Origin of the sequence: Frigoriflavimonas asaccharolytica, from assembly GCF_013294015.1 — a bacterium.
Taxonomy (GTDB): Bacteria; Bacteroidota; Bacteroidia; order Flavobacteriales; family Weeksellaceae; genus Frigoriflavimonas; species Frigoriflavimonas asaccharolytica.
The window spans coordinates 1-20,273 of record NZ_JABSNO010000037.1; the positions used below are offsets into that span (position 1 = coordinate 1).

At 33.5% G+C, this 20,273-nt stretch carries 18 protein-coding genes and 5 tRNA genes; 7 read left to right on the forward strand and 16 right to left on the reverse strand.

From position 1 onward, the window contains the following. Positions 1–80: 80 nt before the first annotated feature. A complete protein-coding gene (locus HNQ03_RS15135; RefSeq protein ID WP_173780542.1) occupies positions 81–593 on the forward strand; it encodes a hypothetical protein in 513 nt (170 codons plus the stop codon). A 35-nt stretch (positions 594–628) separates the two neighbouring features. Here HNQ03_RS15135 and mazG read toward each other — a convergent pair whose 3' ends face one another. Both mazG and ribB read right to left on the reverse strand, forming a co-directional pair. Beyond that, positions 629–1,414, reverse strand: coding sequence for a nucleoside triphosphate pyrophosphohydrolase (gene mazG / locus HNQ03_RS15140; RefSeq protein WP_173780543.1), 786 nt, complete (start codon positions 1,412–1,414; stop codon positions 629–631). 268 nt (positions 1,415–1,682) lie between these two features. After that, a complete protein-coding gene (gene ribB, locus HNQ03_RS15145; protein ID WP_173780544.1) occupies positions 1,683–2,810 on the reverse strand; it encodes a 3,4-dihydroxy-2-butanone-4-phosphate synthase in 1,128 nt (375 codons plus the stop codon). Between the two features lie 89 nt (positions 2,811–2,899). Here ribB and HNQ03_RS15150 point away from each other — a divergent pair, with 89 nt between their 5' ends. Then, positions 2,900–3,454, forward strand: a complete 555-nt coding sequence (locus tag HNQ03_RS15150) for a hypothetical protein (RefSeq protein ID WP_173780545.1) — start codon at positions 2,900–2,902, stop codon at positions 3,452–3,454. A gap of 51 nt (positions 3,455–3,505) precedes the next feature. Here HNQ03_RS15150 and HNQ03_RS15155 read toward each other — a convergent pair whose 3' ends face one another. Beyond that, complete coding sequence (locus HNQ03_RS15155; protein ID WP_173780546.1) at positions 3,506–3,934, reverse strand: VOC family protein; 429 nt, start codon at positions 3,932–3,934, stop codon at positions 3,506–3,508. A gap of 202 nt (positions 3,935–4,136) precedes the next feature. Next, positions 4,137–6,272, reverse strand: a complete 2,136-nt coding sequence (locus HNQ03_RS15160; RefSeq protein WP_173780547.1) for a helix-turn-helix domain-containing protein — start codon at positions 6,270–6,272, stop codon at positions 4,137–4,139. A 92-nt stretch (positions 6,273–6,364) separates the two neighbouring features. On the opposite strand from HNQ03_RS15160, the gene HNQ03_RS15165 reads away from it, so the two are divergent. Next, a complete protein-coding gene (locus HNQ03_RS15165) occupies positions 6,365–6,814 on the forward strand; it encodes a hypothetical protein (RefSeq protein ID WP_173780548.1) in 450 nt (149 codons plus the stop codon). Here HNQ03_RS15165 and HNQ03_RS15170 read toward each other — a convergent pair. Beyond that, on the reverse strand, positions 6,806–7,351 hold the full coding sequence (locus HNQ03_RS15170) for a GNAT family N-acetyltransferase (RefSeq protein WP_173780549.1): 546 nt from the start codon (positions 7,349–7,351) through the stop codon (positions 6,806–6,808). The two genes, HNQ03_RS15165 and HNQ03_RS15170, sit on opposite strands and share 9 nt — an antisense overlap. A 199-nt stretch (positions 7,352–7,550) precedes the next feature. Beyond that, positions 7,551–8,066 (reverse strand): gamma carbonic anhydrase family protein, encoded by a 516-nt coding sequence (locus tag HNQ03_RS15175; RefSeq protein ID WP_173780550.1) that lies wholly within the window; start codon positions 8,064–8,066, stop codon positions 7,551–7,553. 132 nt (positions 8,067–8,198) lie between these two features. Between HNQ03_RS15175 and HNQ03_RS15180 the strand changes: the two genes are divergently transcribed. Next, positions 8,199–9,077: a NifU family protein gene (locus HNQ03_RS15180; RefSeq protein WP_173780551.1), complete on the forward strand. Its 879-nt coding sequence runs from the start codon at positions 8,199–8,201 to the stop codon at positions 9,075–9,077. Positions 9,078–9,088: 11 nt separating this feature from the next. After that, the gene (locus HNQ03_RS15185; RefSeq protein WP_173780552.1) at positions 9,089–9,454 is read left to right on the forward strand and encodes a hypothetical protein; all 366 of its coding nucleotides are present in this window, start codon (positions 9,089–9,091) and stop codon (positions 9,452–9,454) included. A gap of 80 nt (positions 9,455–9,534) precedes the next feature. On the opposite strand, the gene nusG is transcribed toward HNQ03_RS15185, so the two are convergent. From nusG to tuf, 4 genes are all read right to left on the reverse strand, one after another. Then, positions 9,535–10,077, reverse strand: a complete 543-nt coding sequence (nusG, locus tag HNQ03_RS15190) for a transcription termination/antitermination protein NusG (RefSeq protein WP_173780553.1) — start codon at positions 10,075–10,077, stop codon at positions 9,535–9,537. Between the two features lie 13 nt (positions 10,078–10,090). Then, on the reverse strand, positions 10,091–10,294 hold the full coding sequence (gene secE / locus HNQ03_RS15195) for a preprotein translocase subunit SecE (protein ID WP_173780554.1): 204 nt from the start codon (positions 10,292–10,294) through the stop codon (positions 10,091–10,093). Between the two features lie 12 nt (positions 10,295–10,306). After that, positions 10,307–10,377: transfer RNA gene (locus tag HNQ03_RS15200), tRNA-Trp, on the reverse strand. A 55-nt stretch (positions 10,378–10,432) separates the two neighbouring features. Continuing rightward, the gene (gene tuf / locus HNQ03_RS15205) at positions 10,433–11,620 is read right to left on the reverse strand and encodes an elongation factor Tu (protein WP_173780555.1); all 1,188 of its coding nucleotides are present in this window, start codon (positions 11,618–11,620) and stop codon (positions 10,433–10,435) included. Positions 11,621–11,933: 313 nt separating this feature from the next. On the opposite strand from tuf, the gene HNQ03_RS15210 reads away from it, so the two are divergent. Beyond that, positions 11,934–13,439 carry a DUF4394 domain-containing protein gene (locus tag HNQ03_RS15210; RefSeq protein WP_173780556.1) on the forward strand — a complete coding sequence of 502 codons (1,506 nt, stop codon included), beginning with the start codon at positions 11,934–11,936 and terminating at the stop codon, positions 13,437–13,439. A gap of 116 nt (positions 13,440–13,555) precedes the next feature. Here the strand turns inward: HNQ03_RS15210 and HNQ03_RS15215 are convergent. The 6 genes from HNQ03_RS15215 to rpsU form a co-directional block, all read right to left on the reverse strand. Then, a tRNA-Thr gene (locus HNQ03_RS15215) sits at positions 13,556–13,627 on the reverse strand. Between the two features lie 51 nt (positions 13,628–13,678). After that, a tRNA-Gly gene (locus HNQ03_RS15220) sits at positions 13,679–13,751 on the reverse strand. Between the two features lie 74 nt (positions 13,752–13,825). Continuing rightward, positions 13,826–13,906 (reverse strand) — tRNA-Tyr (locus HNQ03_RS15225). 22 nt (positions 13,907–13,928) lie between these two features. Further along, positions 13,929–14,002, reverse strand: a tRNA-Thr gene (locus tag HNQ03_RS15230). A 372-nt stretch (positions 14,003–14,374) separates the two neighbouring features. Beyond that, on the reverse strand, positions 14,375–15,253 hold the full coding sequence (locus HNQ03_RS15235) for a tyrosine-type recombinase/integrase (protein ID WP_173780557.1): 879 nt from the start codon (positions 15,251–15,253) through the stop codon (positions 14,375–14,377). Positions 15,254–15,327: 74 nt separating this feature from the next. Further along, positions 15,328–15,525, reverse strand: a complete 198-nt coding sequence (gene rpsU / locus HNQ03_RS15240; RefSeq protein ID WP_173780558.1) for a 30S ribosomal protein S21 — start codon at positions 15,523–15,525, stop codon at positions 15,328–15,330. Between the two features lie 166 nt (positions 15,526–15,691). On the opposite strand from rpsU, the gene HNQ03_RS15245 reads away from it, so the two are divergent. Continuing rightward, positions 15,692–20,098, forward strand: coding sequence for a choice-of-anchor L domain-containing protein (locus tag HNQ03_RS15245; protein ID WP_173780559.1), 4,407 nt, complete (start codon positions 15,692–15,694; stop codon positions 20,096–20,098). Positions 20,099–20,273: the final 175 nt, after the last annotated feature.

The following is a 20,273-nucleotide window of genomic DNA, read 5'->3' on the forward strand; positions in this document are numbered from 1 at the left end:
TTTCCCACATTTGCCAACAACAACAGCGGAATATTAAATGAAATATCAGATGAAATTACTACTTTTGAGTCGTACTGAAAATGGGGAGCCTACAATATAAACAAGAGTTTAGAAATTTTATATCAAATCAATTGGAAAATATTAAGGAGGATATATCATTTTTAGATGATCATAGAAAAAATTCTTTTGGTGGTTTTTTGCATCGTCATAATTTTGCGATTTTTAAAGAATATATTACTTTTTTATGTCATTATAAAAAAAGATTAGTAAGAATAAGTTTCAATCAACTTATTCCACTTTTTGAAGAAACTGATTTTGCGTTGATCTTACCTACCAATGTTAGTTTTTTTGGTTATCATTATGATGAAAGGGATAATTTACAATTATTAGATAATGTCCTTTATATTTTACCTTATTTTAATGATGAATTACTAAATACGGATGAAAAAAACTTGCTTAAGTATGGCAGTTTTATATATTATCTTAAAAAACAATACAATGTTAAAGTCACTTATGATGAAACAATAATAGGACATGATATTAGACATAACAGAGATTTAAAAACAATAATTTTACAAAATTTAGATAGGTAATATTTTATTACTACAATGGATGAATTCAATAAAAATTATTTGTTAAAATTCTTTATCAAAATCTCCTTCGCTTTTTCCCAATATTCATCCATTTTATCTAAAGATAAATTTTCTAAAGAAATTTCATCTTCCAAAGCTAATGTTTCCATCAGTTGAAATCTTTTGATGAATTTATTATTCGTTTTTTCTAAAGCTGTATCCGGATTGATGTTGGAAATTCTAGCATAATTGACGAGCGAAAAGAAAACATCTCCCAATTCTACTTCTTTTTTTCCGAGATCTGTTTCTGCATGAAACTCTTCCAGTTCCTCTTCCACTTTTTTCCAAGCATCTTCTGCATTGGCAAATTCAAAACCTATTCCACGTACTTTATCTTGAATTCTGTAAGCTTTTATCAAACTGGGTGTACCTTTTGTTACGCCGGAAAGTACGGATTTATTGCCCTCCTTTAATTTTAACTTTTCCCAATTTTGCTTTACTTCTTCTTCATCTTGAACTTTCACATCTCCGTAAATATGTGGGTGACGAAAAATTAATTTTTCGGTTAAAGAATTAATAACATCTGCAATATCAAAATTATTTTTCTCCTCCCCAATTTTTGCATAAAAAACCAAATGCAGCAAAACATCGCCCAATTCTTTTTTTATTTCAACTAAATCTTCAGAAAGTAAAGCATCAGATAATTCATAGACTTCTTCCAAAGTCAATGGTCGCAACGATTGCAAAGTCTGCTTTTGATCCCACGGACATTTCTCCCGAAGTTCGTCCATAACGTCTAATAATTTAGAAAATGCGGCAAGTTTTTGTTCTTTGGAATTCATTGTAAAGTGGGACGACGTTGGTCGGAAATTTAAAAATTAAATAATTAACATATTGGCTTTGTACAAGTACTACACTTTATAAATGCAAAATTTTATTATCTTATAAAAAGTAATTATTAAGCAACGTTACTTAGTAAAGGATTGTACTTTTCTAGCTAAAAAAATTTTAATATTGCTAAATTGTTTTACTGCTAAATTGTTACATTGCTATACTGTTACATTGCTAAATGGATACATTGCTAAATCGATACATTGCTAAATTGTTCCCTTAAATAAGTTCGATCATCTCTGTAACTTCCACATCATATCCACCAACAATAGGTTTCAGATTTGGACTTTGAGAAATAACCTTGAATTTATTGATGCCTAAATCTTTCAAAATTTGAGTTCCAATCCCGTAATCTCTGAAGTTGGAAGCCAAAGTTGGTCTTTGCTGTGCACCATCTTGAAAATCTATAAATTGTTGCAATTTTCGCATCGTATTTTCTGCGTTGGAAACATTATTAATAAAAATAATTGCGCCTTTTCCTTCCTCGTTGATCATTTGAGTTACCTTTTCTAGCAATGGTTTTTCGCCAGAGTTTAATCTACTCAATACATCAAAATAAGAATTGGAAGCTTGAACTCTCACCAACACAGATTCGTCTGCAGACCAACTTCCTTTCGTTAAAGCAAAATGAATTTGCTCCGTATCTGTAGTTTCTTTAAAAGCGTAAAAATCGAAATCTCCGTAAAAAGTTTTTACTTTTCGCTCTTCAATTCTTTCTACCAAATCGCCTTTTTTCAATTGATAATGAATCAAATCTTCTATGGAAACAATTTTTAAATCATGCTTCTCAGCAATGATGAATAAATCTGGAAGTCTAGCCATACTACCATCATCATTCATTATTTCGCAGATTACTCCACCAGGTTTTAATCCTGCTAACTTCGTCAAATCAATGGCTGCTTCTGTATGACCAGCTCTTTTTAGGACTCCACCTTTTTTTGCACGCAATGGAAAAATATGACCAGGACGCATAAAATCAGAAGGTTTTGTTTTATCGTCCATCAAGGCTAAAATTGTTTGTGAGCGATCGCTTGCAGAAATTCCGGTAGAAACTCCCTCGCCTAATAAATCTATAGAAACCGTGAACGCAGTTTCTTTTGGATCGCTGCTTCTGCTTACCATGATATCTAAATCTAAGGCTTCGCAACGCTCTTCTGTAATTGGTGTGCAAATTAATCCTCTTCCATAAATCGTCATAAAATTGATGATCTCTGGAGTTGTTAATTCTGCTGCAGAGAGAAAATCTCCTTCATTTTCTCTATTTTCATCATCTACTACAATGATAATTTTTCCATCTTGCAGATCTTTTATCGCTTCTGGTATTGTATTTAATTTTCTTTCGAACATTTTAATTTCTTTAAAGGCAAAGATACGATTTTACGAGGGCAAACTAAAAATTTACCTTAAATTTACATATTCAATAATTAATTAATTTCATGATTTTTAAAACTGTTGCGGCTTCTCCGAAAAAAAAATTCAGCGTTGGTAAATTCCTTCTTCTACTGCTTATTTTAGATTTTTTAATAATAATTGCATTGGCAATAATAGCCTATCTTCCACAATATCATCGTACCAAGGATTTGATTTTGCAATCTACCTTTGGATTTAATATTGGTTTGGTGGTTATTTTATTTTTGCTTGGAATTTATTACATCTTTTTTAGAAATAAAGACAAGGAAGCAATAGGCACTTTGCAAATGATGGAGGAAAAAATTATGATCAATGATACAACTTTTCCTATTTTTGAAATTGAAAACCTAAGAATTGTTGGCAATGATATTCTTGGCGAATTTCGAGGTTTTAAAAGTAAAGGTACTAATAATGAGATTTTTATAATATTAAAAAACGGAGAAGAAATTTCTTCCAATTTTGTACAGACAACGGAAACAAGCTTGAAAAATGCTGAAAATATTTTAAATATATATCACGAAAAAGGGCTTCTTACAGAATCTAATTTAGAAAATATTCTGAATAATACGAATTATTACTAATCTAGAAGCTTTTAGTTGATCAAAATTAAATTATTAAATAAATTGACAAAATTATTTCGCGGCTTCTTCCAATTTGGCTAGATCAAATTTAGACATTTGCATAAAAGCGTACATCACTTTTGGTGCTTTTTCTGGATTGTTCATCAATTCGCCTAAAATTTTTGGAACTATCTGCCAAGAAATTCCAAATTTGTCTGTGAGCCATCCACATTTTCCAGGTTTTCCATTTTCAGAAAGTTTTTCCCAATAATTATCTATCTCTTCTTGTTCATCGCAGCTTATGACGTACGAATTTGCGGGAGAAAATCGATATTCTGGACCTCCATTCATCGCCATAAATTTGGTTTCGTTCAATTCAAAAATCACTACCATTGGATTTTCTGAAAGTATTTTTGAATTTTTGAAAATTGTGCAGTAAAAATCTACGGCTTGTTTTGCATTGGATTCAAACCAAAGGCATGGGAAAATTGGGTGTGTCATAGCTTTTAATATAATTTATCTATTACAAATTCTAATCGAAAATCTTTTGACCAAAAAAGAAACAATAGAAATAGCTTGATAGCTCTTCGTAAATGAAGAATTAAGATTCAATTCTGTTATTTTCATTTTAAAAAGCATTATAATTCTTTAAACTTATGTTCTTTTTCTAGTTTGAATATTAATTTAGAGCGTTTTTATAAATTTAATCCTGTTCATTTTTCTCTTTCAAATAAGTAAAATGATTTAACAACAAACGAATCTCATTAAATTCAAATTCTTTCGGGAGTGCATTTTTCCAATCTCCTAGCGTTTCTGTTTCCGGATTTTTTTCAAATATTTTTTCGAAGTTTTTTAATTTTTTATCAGAGAAAATTCTCGTCATATCCAATAATCCTTGTGAAGCAAATTTCGCCAAATGTCCGAATGCAGTTTCCTTTAAAAAACCTCTTACTTTGGCAATGTCCGAAATGGATTTGCCTTCTTCAAACATTTGAAAAGTAATCACATGGCTTGGAATTTTTGCAATATTGGTATCTAAATTAATCTTTTTTTCTTCCTTGAAAAGCGGTAATTCTAGTAATTTCAACTGCTGCAAATCTTTTAAATATTCTCCAACATCATCCAAAAATGTACTCGCAGTTTCATTATAGGATTTTAAACCTGCAACACCTTTGGTTTCGGAATATAATTGTTTGAATTGTTCAAAAATTTTATCGTGCACATTTTGAAAAAAGAAAGCGGTTGCTCCAATAGTTTTCTCTTCAATTTCCTTCCAATTCTCTTCTCCCGAAGTAAATTTTTTAGTTTTGGAAATTAGCACTCTTTTAAATTTATCAAAAATTGGAATTAAAATTTCAGCATCTTTTTTCAAAACTAAATAAAGATCTTGTACTTTTTTTGCATCTATTTTTTTGCTCATTTTTGCGGCAAGATTCCAGTTTTCTATATCTTGTAGAAGCCAATTAATGTCTATCTTATGTAAAACTTTGCCAATACTATAATCAAATTTTTCTGTGCTCAAAATTTGCGCAACTTTTTCGTTGGCATTAGTTTCACCTTGAAACTTGGAAATTCTTTCATCCTTAAAAATAACGTTTGCAGAGATTTTTGATTTTAAAACAATTCCCTCCAAAGTTCGGCATCGCGAAAGCGCTACATAAACCTGACCGGAAGCAAAGCTTTTTCCAGCGTCAATTATTAATCGATCAAACGTAAGACCTTGAGATTTATGAATGGTAACTGCCCAAGCCAAACGAATTGGATACTGTTCATAACTGCCCAAAACATCTTCTACAATGGTTTTATCTGCTCCAACAGCATATTTTTTCTGTTCCCAAATTTCTCTTTTCAGTTTAAAATCATCATGCTCTCCTTCCAATTTTACGAAAATTTCGTCGTCGACAATCGATACTACTTCTGCTAATTTTCCATTGAAATATTTTTTTTCTCCAGATGCATCGTTTCGGATAAACATTATTTGCGCACCAACTCGCAATTCTAAAGATTCTTCATTTGGGTATTGGTTTTCTTTGAAATCGCCTTTAATATTGGCATCAAAATAATGAGATTCTGAAGGCAATTCGTCTAATTTCTCACGGTTTATTTCATCTGCCATTCTATTGTGCGAGCAGAGATAAACATAAGGTTCTTCTTTTGCAACGAAATTTGGAAGATATCTTTCGTTCAATTTTTCAAAATCGATATTGGGAACATCACCTTCTCGTATTGCATTTAATAGATCTAAAAAATACTGGTCTTTTTGACGATAGACTTTCATCAATTCAATCGTCAACGGTTTTTCTTCTATCAAGGAATGACTATCAAAAAAGAAGGGAGATTTGTAGTATTTATTTAAAACATACTCATCCCGAACAACTGGTGGAAGTTGATAAAGATCTCCAATAAAAAGCATTTGTACTCCCCCAAATTTCTGTGGATTTCTGCGTACCGTTCTCAACGCAAAATCTATCATATCCAAAACATCTGCTCGAAGCATGGAAACTTCATCAATAATAATGACCTCCAACTCTCGCAATAATTTGATCTTATCTTTTCTAAAGCGAAAATGTTGTAACAAATCTGAGATATTATTGGCAATATTTGCATCAATTCTATCTGTAGTTGGCAAAAATGTGCGCAATGGCAAACCGAACATAGAATGAATGGTAACGCCACCAGCATTGATAGCCGCAATACCTGTTGGTGCTACGACAATATGTTTTTTCTGTGTTTTTTTTACAAAATCATTGAGGAAAGTAGTTTTCCCAGTTCCGGCTTTTCCGGTGAGGAAAATATTTCTTTGGGTGTGTTCTACCAATTCAAAAAGTTCGTTGTTCATGCTTCAAATTTAATAAAATAGGTTTTAAAAAAGATATAAAACGAGATTTATTACTTAAAATTAATTATTTTTGAAATTGAAAAAAAATTTATATGAAAACTTGCGTTATCTTATTCTTATCTGCACTCACAATTTATTCTTGCAATAGCAAAATTAAAAATCCAGAAACATTGCCTAAAGATATTATAATGAAAAAAGTTTTGAATGAAAATTATGCTTCAGATTCTTCGATGGTAAAGGGTTTACAATTAGAAATTGAAAATATTATTGCTGAAAAAACTTGTAGCGATGCTTCTAAATGGAAAATATCTCCAATTGGCGCAAAACCTTGCGGTGGAGCAGCATATTATATTGCCTATCCGAAAGAGATTGAGGAGGATATTTTGCCAAAAATAAATATTTATACCGCGCAGGAATCTGGTTTTAACGAAAAGTACGGCATTACTTCCGATTGTTTGGTGGCAAATGAACCAACAGGTATTTTGTGCGAAAATGGTAAAGCAGTTTTACAATATTCTTCTTTGGAGGAAAGTTTAAAATAATACATCTTCCTTTAAGATATAATATTTTTTTACATCTAGAAATTGGCCATCTTGCAGATATTCCTGCAATTGCAAACCTTCTAATTTCATTCCTGCGTTTTGCATGGCTTTTCCGGAAGCGGGATTGAATAGAAAATGGGTGGCTACTATTTTGTTGAGTTCTAATTCTTCGAAGCCAAATTTAATAACGGCCGTCAACCCTTCGGATATATAGCCTTTTCCCCAATAATTTTTGCCAAGCCAATATCCTAATTCCGCTTTTTGATGTTCTTTGTTGATGTGAATTCCGATAATACCAAATAATTTTCCCACTTCTTTTTCTCTGATTGCAAAACGAATTGATAGACCATTTCGATTTCCTTCTTGACATTTTTCAAACCAATTATTTGTTTGTTCTGCTGAAAAAGGATAAGAAATACTGAACAAATTTTTGGAATACGCATCGGTAGAATTTATTTCAAATAGAAAACTTTCCAGATCGTTTTTTGTTGGAAAATTTAATAATAATCTGGAAGTTTCTATGGTATAATTTTCCATTTTTAATTTAATTCATTTACAAATGAAATAAGTACTTTTAAATAATCAATACTTTGGTTTGGAACGTAAAACTTCGCAGCCCGACTTGAGTGAAGCTCTTTTTGTGTTTTTGTCAAAAAACAGAAAAAAGCGGGAACGGAAGGCGGATTAAGCTGCCCAAATATAAAGAATGAATTCCCTCTTCTAACATGGATTTTTTTTAGTCTTTATACCAACCAGAATATTTCACATAATTATCTGCAATTCTGTTCACTTCGCCTTCCAACAATTCTGGGGAAATATCTTTTAATTTTCTTGCAGGAATTCCGCCCCAAACTTCGCCAGATTTAATGTGAGTTCCTTGTGTAACCACAGATCCTGCACCAACGATGGAATTGGATTCTACCAAACAATCGTCCATCACGATTGAGCCCATCCCGATTAAAACATTGTCTTGAATTGTGCAACCATGCACGATTGCATTGTGACCAATAGATACATTGTCCCCAATTATAAGTGGAAATTTTTCGAAAGTGCAATGCAACATGGCATTATCTTGTACGTTTACTTTATTGCCCATTTTAATATAATTTACATCGCCACGAATAACTGCGTTGTACCAAATACTGCAATCTGTACCCATTTCTACATTGCCAATAATGGTAGCAGTTTCTGCAAGAAAAGTATTTTCGCCGATGATTGGTGTGTGGTCTAGAAGAGATTTTATTAATGCCATAGAAAATTTTTGATAAATGATTATTGATAAATGATATAGAAGTGATTGGTAAAATTGCCTTTGCTTTTTTAACTCACCCTTTTTCTTTCCCTCGGAAATCCGTATTTTTGTAGTACCAAATTTAATAATAAAATGCAGAATATAATAATAGAACCAACAGAAAATCCGAAAGTAATGAAATTCGTGACGGATTATCAAATAATTCCGGGCTCGATAGAGTTGGACAGACAATCAGATGTTTCTGAAATGCCATTGGCAAAAGAACTTTTTAATTTTAATTTTATAGAAAAAATATTTATCACTTCTAATTTTATTGCAATTTCTAAAAAAGAGGATGTTAAATGGGAATTTTTGGTAGAAAGTTTGAAAGATGTGATTCAAGAACAGTTGGAAAAAAACCCGAGAATTTACATTCAGAAACAAGCGAAAACCAATAATGTGTTTGCAGAAATGACGCCAAATCCTTCGGTAATGAAATTTGTTTCTAGCACCAATTTACTATCAGGTTTTGTAGAAGTGAAAAATAAAGAAAATTCTGACGATGTTCCTTTGGCGAAAGCAATTTTTGAGGAATTCAGCTTTGTGAAAGAAGTATTTATTTCCGACAATTTTGTGGCTGTAACCAAAGATGAATCTGTAGAATGGCACAAAGTGATGATAGAAATGCGTGCATTCATCACAGAATATTTACAAAATGGTGGGAAAATCTCTAATCTAGTAGCTCAAAATCATGCTGCACCAGTTGAGCAAATTATGAATAGAAACTACACCGAAACTGAGCAAAGAATTTCGGATATTTTGGTAGAATATGTTGCACCGGCAGTAGAAAATGATGGCGGAAAAATATCTTTGATGGAATATGTAGCCGATACTAAAACGGCAAAAATGCTACTGCAAGGTGCTTGTTCTGGTTGCCCAAGTTCTACGGCGACATTAAAAAACGGTATTGAAAATATTTTGAAACAATTTTTACCAGAAGTGGTGGAGAATGTGGAGGCTGTGAATGGGTAGGGAGTAATTAAATGTTGATTTTGAAAACTTTTGCTGCATTAGTACTTTCTATTATTCTTTTGAGTTGTAAAACGACTACGATTGCAGCTGTTGAAACAGAAAATCTGGAAAGATATGGAGATTGTGTTGAAAACCTAACGTTTAAAAAGAAGTATTTTGAAAATATTTCGAAAGTTGACAGTCTTATGAATGTTGGTGCATCTCGTTTAGGTAAGGATAAGTCGCTAGGTTTTATTTCCACTTATACATATGTTGATTGGGCGAGCATGGCAAACTATTCAAGAAGTTACACTGGCGGAGCTTACGAAAAAGATAGAAAAGGATGGATACTTTGGTACGATTTAAAAAAATGCATTAATATTCAATTTAAAAAATGATAAAAATCCATAGAAAATTTAATCATAAAAAAATGCTCAAGAAATATCTTGAGCATTTATATTATTAATGAGATTAAGTATTACACTTTCTCTACCTGCATAAAACTTAATTCCATTGGAGTTTTTCTTCCAAAAATAAGTACAGATACTTCGATTTTTTTCTTTTCTTCTAAGATTTTTTCTACCGTACCATTGAAGCCGTTGAAAGGACCTTCGATTACTTTTACGCTTTCACCAACGATGAAAGGGATTTCCATTTCTGTAGGGAATTCGGAAAGTTCATCCATTCTTCCTAACATTCTGTTTACCTCAGATTTTCTCATTGGTACAGGATCACCACCTTTTGTAAGGCTTAGGAATGAAATAACACCAGGAATATTTTTGATAACGTGCGGAACTTCTCCAACAAGATTTGCTTCCACCATTAAATAACCAGGATAGTATGCTTTCTCTTTGTGTACTTTCTTGCCGTTGCGCATTTGTATTACATTCTCTGTAGGTATTACAACTTGCGTCACGAATGCTTCCATATTATTATGGATAATTTCGTTTTCTATGTAAGATTTTACTTTATTTTCCTTCCCACTGATTGCTTTCAGCACATACCATTTTAATTCACTCATCTTGGAAATAATTTTAATTGAATAGATTTACCAAAATTTGAATCATATTTTTGATGGCTTTTGAAAATAATTCATCAACACCAAATAGAAATATTGCCAAAATAATAGTACCAACAGTAACCACTACTGTAGAAGAACGCAACTCGTCCCACTTTGGCCATTCCACTTTTTCTGTAAATTCTACGTAAGAACCTTTTACAAAATCTACTAAACTCATATTATTATTTTGCACGGGCACTAGGATTCGAACCCAGATCAACGGTGTTGGAGACCGGTATCCTACCATTGGACGATGCCCGTAGATTAAAAAAGTTCCGTAAGTTTCCCTACAGAACTTTATAATTTTATTTAGAAATTAATCTAAGATTTCAGTTACTTGACCAGCACCTACTGTTCTACCACCTTCTCTAATTGCAAATCTAAGACCTACGTTTAAAGCGATTGGCTGCAACAATTCTACAGTAATAGTTAAGTTATCTCCTGGCATTACCATTTCTACACCTTCTGGCAAAAAGATTTCACCTGTAACGTCTGTAGTTCTTACATAAAACTGTGGACGGTATTTGTTGTGGAATGGAGTGTGACGTCCACCTTCTTCTTTAGAAAGGATATAAACCTCAGCTTTTACTTTTTTGTGTGGAGTTACAGAACCAGCTTTCGCGATTACCATACCTCTTTTGATATCGTCTTTTTCAATACCTCTTAAAAGGATACCAACGTTATCACCAGCTTCACCTCTATCAAGTATTTTTCTAAACATTTCAACTCCAGTTACAGTAGATGTTAATTTTTCATCTCCCATACCTACAATATCAACAGCATCACCAGTATTGATAATACCTGCTTCGATTCTACCTGTAGCTACTGTTCCTCTACCTGTAATAGAGAATACATCTTCTATTGGCATAAGGAATGGCTTATCTTGATCTCTTACTGGTTGCTCAATCCAAACGTCTACTGCTTCCATTAATTCATTAACGGTTGCTACCCATTTGTCTTCACCATTCAAAGCTCCTAAAGCAGAACCTTGGATTACTGGAGAATTATCTCCATCATATTCGTAAGTTGATAAAAGGTCTCTAACTTCTAATTCTACTAATTCAAGTAGTTCAGCGTCATCTACCATATCTACTTTATTCATAAATACAACAACTCTAGGTACATTTACCTGACGACAAAGCAAAATGTGCTCTCTCGTTTGTGGCATTGGACCATCTGTAGCAGCTACAACTAAAATAGCACCGTCCATTTGTGCAGCACCCGTAACCATGTTTTTAACATAATCCGCGTGACCTGGACAATCTACGTGAGCGTAATGTCTGTTTGCTGTTTCATACTCAATGTGAGCAGTGTTGATTGTGATACCTCTTTCTTTCTCTTCTGGAGCAGAATCAATAGATGCGAAATCTCTTGCAGTACCGAATCCTTGATCAGATAATACTTTACTGATCGCAGCTGTAAGTGTTGTTTTACCATGGTCAACGTGACCAATAGTACCAATGTTCAAGTGGGGTTTGTTACGATTAAACGTTTCCTTTGCCATGATTTTAATATTTATTTTATTAACTAAATTGATTTTTTTTCAGTGCGCAAATATAGCGAAATTTTGAATAAAAAAAATTATTTTTTAAATAAATAACTTTTTAATATTCAAACTCTTCACAATACGCAGATTCAAAAAATTTCGAATTGCAAATTTACAAAAAAAATTCGGCATATTAAAGTTAATAAATTTTATAGAATTTTCAACTGCACCACAAATTCATTAAATATCAGATAGGATGAAATCTAAAAATTATTTTAAGTCGTATTTGACAACAACAAAACCCATTTTATTAATTTAAATAAATAAAACTATGAAAAATCTATTAAAAACAATCATTGCAACATTTGCAGTAGTAATCACAGTTTCGTGTAATAACGACGACGACATTTTCCAGATTGAACCAGGTGTAGTTGGTCCTAATGTTCAAGTGTATGGTCTCTCCTCAACGAATGAACTTGTTTCATTTAATGCCAACAACCCTTCTACGTTTACTAGTAAGATTGGTATTACGGGTATTACAGGTGCAGAAAAACTTTTGAGTATTGATTTTCGACCAGCAACTGGAGAATTGTATGCCGTTTCTGATGCCAGCAAATTTTATATTATTAATACTTCGACCGCATCTGCAAGATTGGTAAGTACTACTCCATTTGTACCTGCTATTTCTGGTTCTATTGCATCTATAGATTTTAATCCAACCGTCGATCGTATTAGATTGGTTACAAATACTGGGCAAAACCTAAGATTAAATCCGGAAAATGGTGCAATTGCAGCTACAGATGGAAGCATTTCTGGTGGAGCATCTCCTGTAATTTCTGGTGTAGCGTATACCAATAGTGTTTCTGGAGCATCAAGTACTACACTATATGATTTGGACGCAACTTCTGGAAAATTATACAAGCAAGACCCACCAAACAACGGAACTTTGGTAGAAGTAGGAAATACTGGTATTAGTTTTACGGGACAAGCGGCTTTTGATATTAGCCCTGATAATAGCATCGCCTTGATGGCAGCTACTTCTTCTTCTCAAGAAAATCTTTATACGCTAGATTTAGCAAATGGTAAGGCTGTAAATATTGGCAAACTTCCATCGAAAGTTATCGATTTAGCAATTCCTACAAAATCTGTAGCTTATGCAGTAAACGCTGCAAATGCTTTACAAATATTTGATCCCACTAATCCAATTCCAGTTACAAAAGCTATCACAGGATTACAAGCTTCAGAAAGTATTTTAGGAATTGACTTCAGACCTTTGAATGGACAATTATACGCTTTAGGAAGCAGCAGTAGAATTTATACCATCAACTTAGGAAATGGTGCTGCTACGGTAGTTGGAGGTCAGTTGACGACTTTACTTTCAGGAACAGATTTCGGTTTTGATTTTAATCCAACCGTAGATAGAATTAGAGTTGTAAGTAATACGGGGCAAAATCTTCGTTTAAATCCTATAGATGGATCAACAATTATTGATGGAACTATAAACCCAGGAACACCGGCTCTAAGCGCAGCAGCTTATACAAATAATTTTGCTGGTGCAACTACTACCACTTTATTCGTGATAGATGCTACTACAGACAGACTATACCAACAAAATCCAGCAAATAGTGGAACTTTGGTTGATGTAGGTGCTTTAGGAATAAATGTTGTTTCTACAAATGGTTTTGATATTGGCAGCAAAAGCCAAACAGCATATTCTATATTGACAGTGGGTACAGAAACAAAAATCTATACAATTAATACTACTACAGGTGCGGCAACATCGGTATCGAATTTCCCAAACACAGTGAAAGGATTTTCTGTAGGATTAGGATTCTAAAAAATATAATTTAAATTTTTATAAAGCTCGGGATTTATTTCCGAGCTTTTTTTATAAATGCTTTCAGATATAAAAACACAAAATCCCCGTACAAGCTTGTACGAGGATTAATTTTGAGCCAACGATGAGAATTGAACTCACGACCTCTTCCTTACCAAGGAAACGCTCTACCCCTGAGCTACGTCGGCGATTAATTTAAAAAAAAATCACAAACCGAATTAGGATTGTGATTTTTATTGAGCGGAAGACGAGGGTCGAACTCGCGACATTCAGCTTGGAAGGCTGACGCTCTACCAACTGAGCTACTTCCGCAATTTGTTTTACAAATTATTGGTAAACGTTTTGCAAATTTAAAAAATAAAATTCAAATATGCAAGAAAAAAAAGTGGGGAGAGCAGGATTCGAACCTGCGAAGTTTTCACAACTGAGTTACAGTCAGTCCTCGTTGGCCGCTTGAGTATCTCCCCAATATTTTTTTTTAACAAAATGAGCCTCCAGACGGATTCGAACCGACGACCCCGAGATTACAAATCACGTGCTCTGGCCAGCTGAGCTATGGAGGCAAATGATTTCAAAAGAACTTCATCTCTTTTTGCGATTGCAAATATAGGGTACTTTTTCTAAACTACACAAACTTTTTTTATTTATTTTTAAATTAATTTCTTTCTTGTTGATTTACAGTTATTTGTTCGTAAAATTAATTTTTCACAGAAAATTTTCAATTTATTAGGCACAAAAATGTAATAAACTCATTTTCAAATTTTTACAAAATAATCTTCGAAATCACGCTAGAATTAGATGTATTTACACGAAAAAGTAATTTCTATCAAATTGAATAAATCCCATCTTAGAATCTGGAAAAAATTAAGTTTTTTCCGAAAAGCATTTCACTTAAATTCAAAAAAATGATGTTATTAATTTCTAAATAGAATAGATTATTCAGATTTTGCTCTTGGATGTGTTTTTTCGAAAACTTTTTTCAGCTTCACAATATTTGCATCTACATAAACCTGAGTAGATGCCAAAGATTGATGACCGAGCAGTTTTTTCACCTGCAAAATCTCTGCACCGTTTTCTATAAGATGTGTTGCAAAACTATGACGTAAAGAATGCGGATTTTTTTTATTTTTAATAGTTACAAGGTTTAAATATTTGTTTACTACTCTGTAAACATATTTATCGTTGATTCTTTTTCCTTTTTTATTGATTAAAAAAAAATCCTGATCTACTGCAAGTGGTATTCTCTCTTTTATAAAATTTTTCATAGAAAAAATCAACTCCTTTGAAACTGGCACAATACGCTCTTTATTTGCCTTACCAATTATTTTTATTTGACATTCATCAATATTCACATTTTCCAACAGTAAACTGCATAGCTCAGCCTTTCTTAAGCCTGTTTGATAAAGTATTTCTAGTATCAATTGATCTAAAAGTGAAATATCTATCGTCTTATATAGATTTTGCATTTTTTGCATTTCATCTTCAGAATATGGAATTTGCTTTTCGCCAAACATTTTCATAGACTTAATACTTTCTACGGGAGACCTTTCTATTTCATTTATTTTTAGAAGAAATAAGTAAAAGCCTCTCAAACTTGAAAGTTTTCTATTAATAGTTCTTTTGGAAAGATTATTTTCGCCGCAATGAAATATAAAGTTACGGATGTGGATTTTTTCTGCAGATATAATATTATCTTCTCCTTCTTTATCAAAATGAAAACATGAAAAATCTTCCAAATCTTTTCTATAATTTGTAATGGTATGTGGAGAATAGCGCTTCTCCAGCAATAAATAGTCTAAAAATTTATTTAACATAATGGCAAAAAAAAATCACTCTTCAAATATAGTTATTTGAAAAGTGATTAATATGATAAGATTGTCGAAACTGTTTAAGCTTCGTCTTCTATACTTCTTAATTTCTGTTTGTGAGCAGCTTTTAGTTTTTGCTGTCTACCTACAATTGAAGGTTTAATAAATTGTTGTCTGCTTCTTAAAGCGCGAATAACGCCTGTTTTATCAAACTTTCTTTTGTACTTTTTTAGTGCTCTATCAATAGACTCACCGTCTTTTACTGGAATAATTAACATAATATCATCTCATTTTGGTTTGCAAAAATAGTAATTAATTTTTCAAGGGGCAAGTAATTATTAAAATATTTAAACTATTTCTTTAATAAATTAATATAATTAAAAAAATGACTAATTTTAACGTCTCAATTTTATTTACAACCGTATCTTATTTTAGACATCTTCTATGAAAAATATTTTTGCTTTACTTTATATAACCTTATCAATAAGCATTTTTGGACAAAACACCAGATCTGAAACTGCTAGACCTTCTGTTCCATCCTCGCAAACGATGAAAGCTGGAGCTTTTATAGACGTAAATTCTGCAGCATATCCGCAATCTAATTTTGCGATAACTCAATTAATTACAAATGTATTAATAAATGGTGGTTCTAATTGTACTGCAAATGTTTCTAATGTTACCGTTTCACCCAATCTTTTAGCATCTAACCAAGATAGATCTTGGGGTTATTTTAATAAAGGAACTACAAGTTTTCCATTTAATGATGGAATTATATTAACAACGGGATATGCAAGAAGAGCAGGAAATGCTTTTATTGGGAACACATTAAGCGATGTCTTAGGTACTGGTGGAGATTTAGACCTTGCAGCTGCAATAGGCGTGAATAATAATAGATTAGCAGATGCTACTACTATTGAGTTTGACTTCGTGCCAGTTACAAATCAGATTTCATTTAATTATTTATTTGCTTCAGAAGAATATACGGGAACATTTCCGTGTACATATACTGATGGCTTCGCTTTATTGATAAAAAAAGTTGGAGACCCTGCTTATACAAATTTGGCAATTCTTCCAAATGGCGCAGGACCTGTAAGTACTACAAATATACATAATGCTAATGGTTCTTGTGGAGCTGTAAATGCACAATATTTCGCTGGTAATAATACCGCCAGTATAGAAACAAACTTTAATGGGAGAACGATACCATTGCAAGCAAGTGCTACCGTTATACCTGGGCAGACTTATCATTTTAAAATGGTTTTGGCAGATGCATCTGGACCAGGTTCATCTTTTTCTGATGATTCTTTTGATTCCGGAGTATTTTTGCAAGCTGGTTCTTTTAATATCGGTGTTCAATTAAATGATGGTAGTGGAAATGCACTTCCAGCAAATGTGAGTATTTGCGCGGGAACATCTCAGATGATATCTGCCAATGTAACAACACCTGGCGCGACATATCAATGGTTATTAAATAGCACTGCAATAGCTGGAGCTACAAATCCCACTTACACCGCGTCCGTTGCAGGGATTTACACTATTGAAGTTTTAATACCAGGATCTACATGTCCTGGAACAGCACAGATAACTTTGAATGTTTTGCCAAATCCAGTAGTCCAAAACGCTACTTTAACACTTTGCTCACCTGCAACTACAGCAGCATTTAATTTGACAACAGCTCAACCCAATATTTCTACAACATCAGGTGTAACTTTCACCTACTATACAAACCAAGCAGATGCTTTAGCAAATAATGGAAATTTCATAGCAAATCCTGCAAATTTTACTTCTGGAAATGCAACAATATATGTAGTTGTAAAAAATGGAAATTGTAGATCTGTAGCAGAATTGCAGTTAACAATCAGCGCTACTCCAGCTACACCCACCATTACTACCTCATCAAATATCCTTTGCTCTGGTGGAAGCGTAACCCTTACTTCTAGTGCTACTACTGGCAATACATGGTCCACTGGAGCTACGACTCCATCTATCACCGTTTCTACAACCGGGACTTACACGCTAACTGTTGCGAATGGAAGTTGCGTGAGTGCAGCTGCTTCTACTACAATTACAGCGCAAACAGATCCTAATGTTCAAATTTCTGGGACTTTGGTTTTTTGCCAAGGTGGAAATTCAATACTTACAGCTACTGCTACAGGAACTGGAAACACATTTTCTTGGTCTAATGGTTCTACAACAGCAACAACAACCGTAAGTACTAGTGGAACATACACCGTAACTGTAACTACACCATCTGGTTGTACTTTTACAAAATCTGCAGTTGTGCAAGTTGATACTCCGCCAAGCGTGCAAAATGCAACATTAGTGGAATGTTCTACAGGAAGTTCTGCATTATTTAATTTAACAACCGCTCAAACAAGCATTACCACTAGCACAACATCTACTTTTTCTTACTACGCCAATCAGGCAGATGCACTTGCTGGTAATGCAAATACTATTGGAACACCAACAAGTTTCACATCTGGGAATGCGACAGTTTACGTTGTAATTAAAACAGGAACTTGCTCGCAAGTAGTACAGCTGATGTTGAGTGTAACGCAAACAGTGGTTCCAACAATAACAGCATCTTCTGCCGTCATATGTGGAAATGCTACAGTTACTTTAACCTCCAATTTTGCAACGGGTAACACATGGTCTACTGGAGCAACTACACAATCTATTACTGTAAGTACAGCTGGAACTTATACTTTAACACAGACTGGGACAAACTGTACAAGTACACCAGCATCTATCGTTATTACTAAAAATGACGATCCGAATGTACAAATTACTGGTAATTTAGCATTTTGCGCAGGAACCTCTACTACATTAACAGCCAATGCAACGGGAACTGGGAATACTTTTATTTGGTCTAATGGATCTACCACTGCAACTACAAATATAACAACAGCAGGAACTTATACAGTAACTGTAACTACTTCTGGTGGTTGTGTATTTACAAAAAATGCGATAGTAACAGTGAATCCATTACCTACAACAGCAAACTCGACCTTAAGTTTATGCTCGCTTACAACAACAGCAGATTTTGATTTAACATCTGCTCAAAATGCAATTTCTACCTCATCAGGTATCAGCTTTGCTTACTACACAAGTCTAGCGGATGCAAATGCAGGGACAGCAAATTTCATTGTGAATCCAGCAGTATACAATTCTCCTACAGCTACAATATATGTAAGAGTAAGCAATGCAAACTGTTTTAAAGTTGCAAACCTACAATTAACGGTTGTATTAACACCAACTCCTCTTATTTCCCAATCTGCACCAGCAATTTGTGCTGGAACTCCGGTTACTTTAACCTCAAATTATGCTACAGGAAATGTGTGGAGCACCGGAGCTACTACACAATCTATTACAGTTTCTGCAGCTGGAACATATAGTTTAGTAGTTTCAAATGGGAATTGCCCAAGTTCTTCTGTATCTGTAACGATTGTTGCTAATGCAGATCCGAATGTTCAAATTTCTGGAGTCCTATCCTATTGCCAAGGTAGTTCTACTACACTTACGGCAACATCTACAGGACAAGGAAACACATATTTATGGTCCACTGGTTCTACAAATAATACCATCACCGTAAATACTGCTGGAATTTATACGGTAACGGTAACAACTCCAGCTGGCTGTACATTTCAAAGATCTGTGACCGTAACCCAAGAGCCAATCATCACTTTAAATATTGCGCAGCCATCACAAATTAATTGTACGACACCTACAGTTACTCTTAATGCAACAGCATCTATCTTCCAAGCTGGTTCTACAATTTTATGGACAACAACGGGAGGTGGAACGATTGCTTCTGGTGCTAATACTTTGTCACCAGTTGTCAGTACAGGAGGCAATTATACTTTAACGATTACAAATACTACAGGATTATTGTGCAGTCAACAAGCTACAGTGACGGTAATACAAAGTACAACTCCTCCAACAATAACAGTGACAGCACCAAAAACTACTATTTGTGCCGGTGAAGGATTAGTTTTAACTTTTAGTGGAGCTCAAACATACACAGTGAATGGTTCCCCAAATACTGGAAGCACATTAAACATAACGCCAAATACCACCACCACGTACACAATCACAGGTGTTGGAGCAAACGGATGCCAAGGAAACACCACAACCATTACGATAAATGTAGTACCAGCAATAGTATCAACTATTGCGGACATCCAATTCTGCAAAGGTTTAAGCGGTGTATTAGATGCAGGAGTGGGACCAAATTATTCCTACTTATGGAATACCGGAGCAACCACACAAACGATAACTGTGAACACAGAAGGAGTTTATAATGTAACCATAAATAATGGAACTTGTACCAAAATATTTTCGGCAACTGTATCCTATACGCCTGTTCCTGTGATTAGTGAGGTTACCTACATCAACACAACACTATCTATAAATATACAACAGCCAATACCAGCAAATTTAGAATATTCTATAAATGGTGGTATAGATTGGCAAGCTTCTAATATATTTACTAATGTAGTTCCCAATTTAAATTATTCCATTTTAGTACGTGTGAAAGGCAATCTATGCTTTTCTACTACGGAATATTATGCATTTTTTGTACAGAATGTAATAACTCCAAATGCGGATGGTATTAATGACTTTATAGACTTCACTGGTGTGAGTCAATATAAAGAATTTAAAGCGATCATTTTTGATAGATACGGTAAAGAAATCTTCCGTGCTACACCAAAAAATCCTATCTGGAATGGAAATTACATTAAACTAAATTTACCAACAGCTTCATATTGGTACCAAGTATCTTGGTTGGATCCGATATCCAATAAACCAATTTTAAGAAATGGCTGGATTTTATTAAAGAATAGAGATTAGCATTGAGTTGATGATTAATTAAAACGACTTTCCAATAGAAGGTCGTTTTTTTTGACTTAAATTTTAAAACATTTTACTTTTATAAATAGTCAGCGCTTAAAAACACTATGATTTTCAATTTCTAAAATTTTAATATTGATATTTTCTGGAATTTTTGATTCCAAGTTAAAGTTAT